At 62.1% G+C, this 3043-nt stretch carries 1 protein-coding gene; it reads left to right on the plus strand.

Features of this window, described 5'->3' with window-relative positions; genetic code table 11:
- On the plus strand, positions 1-2850 hold a 2850-nt coding region (locus ACETWG_09780), incomplete at its 5' end, for a hydantoinase B/oxoprolinase family protein (protein ID MFB0516872.1).
- Positions 2851-3043: the final 193 nt, after the last annotated feature.

Raw genomic sequence — 3043 nt, forward strand, 5'->3', positions numbered from 1 at the left:
GGGGTCATCGGAACGGCGGCGGTGGCCGGCCTTAACCGCGTCCAGGAGTCCATCGGTTTCGACATGGGCGGCACCTCTACCGACGTGAGCCGGTTTGATGGGCGCTTCGAGAAGATCTTCGAGATCAAGACCGCCGGGGTACAGTTTCAAGCATCCAGCCTGCACGTGAACACAGTTGCGGCTGGCGGCGGTTCCTTGCTGTGGTTTGACGGGCAGAAGCTGCGGGTGGGGCCCGAATCGGCCGGTGCCAACCCCGGGCCGGCCTGCTACGGCCGCGGCGGACCCCTGGCACTCACCGACGCCAACCTGCTTCTGGGACGCATCTTCCCGACCTATTTCCCCCGCACCTTCGGGCCCAACCAGGATCAACCCCTGGATACCGAAATTGTCCAGCGAAAATTCACAAACCTTGCCCGCGATCTTAACCGCAAATTGGGCATCGCTCTCTCCCCCACCGATGTAGCCCTGGGGTTCGTTAAGATCGCCAACGAGACCATGGCCAAGCCCATCAAGGAAATCTCCGTGGCCCGCGGCTTTGACGTCCGGACCCATGCGCTGGTCTGTTTCGGTGGCGCGGCCGCCCAGCACGCCTGCGCCCTGGCACGCATCCTGGGCCTGCGCAAAATCATTATCCATCCGCTGGCCGGTCTGCTTTCAGCTTATGGCATCGCCGTGGCCGACCACCTGCGCTACGCCGCCCAGTCGGTGGTCAAGACCTTCAGCCTAAAGCTGTGCCGCGCACTGGAAGAGCGCTTTCAGGTCTTAACCGGGCCCCTGGTCCAGGAGCTGCGCGGCCGCGGGATCGCTCAGAGCAACATCGACGTCCAGCGGTTCCTTGATCTCCGTCCCCTGGGCACGGATACCTACCTTTCCATTCCTTTCATCAACTATGAAGACGTAGTCCCCACGTTTCTGGAAGCCTACAACCGGCACTTCGGATTTAAACCGTCCGGCGTACCGCTGGAGCTGGTGAACATCCGGGTGGAAGTGCTGGGGAGAGGCGGCGTCTTCCGGGAGACTAAAAAGCGGAAACAGCCCGGCCGGGGCGCTCCGGCACCAGTAGAAACCGCGAACGTCATCTTTGAGAACCTGCCAACCGCTACGCCGGTATACCGCCGAGAGGACTTGCCTATCGACTACCAGCTCGAGGGACCGGCTGTAGTGGTGGAGGACTACTCCACCGTGCTCATTGAACCGGGTTTCACCGCCACAGTCAATCCCTACGGCCATCTGGTACTTGAACAGCAGGCCACGCGGGTTGAAAGGGTAAGCACCCGCAGGGACCCCGTCATGCTGGAAGTCTTTAACAACCTCTTCATGAGCGTGGCCGAGCAGATGGGTACCACCCTGGCCAATACCGCCCACTCCATCAATATCAAGGAGCGCCTGGACTTTTCCTGCGCCATCTTTGACTCCGAGGGCAACCTGGTGGCCAACGCCCCCCACATCCCGGTGCACCTGGGTGCCATGAGCGAATCGGTAAAGGCAATTATTCAGGCTAATCGGGGGCGGATGCGCCCCTGCAACGTCTATGTGACCAACAATCCCCATCGCGGTGGCTCGCACCTGCCCGACGTGACAGTGATTACCCCTGTCTTCGGGCCGGATGGGGCCATCATTTTCTTTACCGCCTCCCGCGGACACCACGCCGATATCGGTGGCATCACCCCCGGGTCCATGCCGCCGTTCGCCACATCAATCCAGGAAGAAGGCGTGGTGATCGACAACTTCCTGCTGGTGAGCAACGGCGTCTTCCGGGAGGACGAATTGCGTCAGACGCTCCTCGCAGGATCCCATCCCGCCCGTAACCTTGAGGAACGTGTTTCGGACCTGAGAGCCCAGATTGCCGCCAATAATCGCGGCCTGCAGGAGCTGCAGCGACTGGAGGACAAGTACAGCCTGGAAACGGTCCAGGCCTATATGGGCCATATCCGGGATAACGCGGCCGAGGCCATGCGGGAGGCACTGGGCAAGTTTCTCAACCGCCGCCGGCGCTTCGACTCCACCTTCGAGGACTACCTGGACGACGGCTCCCGGATCCGGGTCCGCCTGACTATCGAAAGCGGCAGTGATCCTCCCCATACCCACCGCGCAATCATCGATTTCACCGGGACTGAAGCCCAGCTCCCCGGCAGCCTGAATGCCCCGGTAGCCGTTACAAAGGCGGCCGTGCTTTACGTCTTCCGCACCCTGATCGACGAGGACATTCCCCTCAACTCCGGCTGCCTGGCACCTATCGAGATTCGAATCCCCGAAGGCTGCCTGCTGAACCCTTCCGCCGATGCGGCTGTGGTGGGGGGCAATGTGGAAACCTCCCAGCGGGTGGTAGACGTGCTGTTGGGAGCCCTGGGTATCGCCGCCGCCTCCCAGGGCACCATGAACAATTTCCTATTTGGCCGCGCGGACGACCAGGGAAAACAGTACTACGAGACCATTGCCGGCGGCTCCGGCGCCGTCGACGGCCACGACGGGGCCTCAGCCGTCCAGGTACACATGACCAATACCCGCATCACTGACCCGGAGGTGCTGGAGCAGCGCTTCCCGGAAATCCGGGTGGAGCGCTTCGCCCTCCGCCGGCGCTCCGGCGGGCAGGGCCGATTTCGCGGCGGCGATGGTGTTGTGCGGGAAATCCACTTCCTTGAATCCCGGAAGGTCTCCATCCTATCAGAGCGGCGGGCCTATCCCCCCTACGGCCTGGCTGGGGGCCAACCTGGGGTGAAAGGAAAGAACATCCTGGTCAGGAGCGACGGCACCAGGGAGGTGCTGGGCGGCAAGGTGGAGCGGGTGATCCAGGCCGGGGAGCGGATCATCATCAAGACGCCGGGGGGCGGCGGCTTCGGGAAGCGCTAAATCGGTAGCAGAATCGATTATCTACCGCCAATATACCCCAAAAAAAGCCCCAGGCACCACGGGAATGGACCTGGGGCTTTGTACTACTTCGGGCATGCGGGACTACTTCATCAGCACCATCTTGATCTGTCGGGTGAACGCTGGTGTTACCATGCGGACGATATACACGCCCGTGGGTGCTTCCCGCCCGGAT

The organism is Candidatus Neomarinimicrobiota bacterium, from assembly GCA_041862535.1.
Classification (GTDB): domain Bacteria; phylum Fidelibacterota; class Marinisomatia; order SCGC-AAA003-L08; family TS1B11.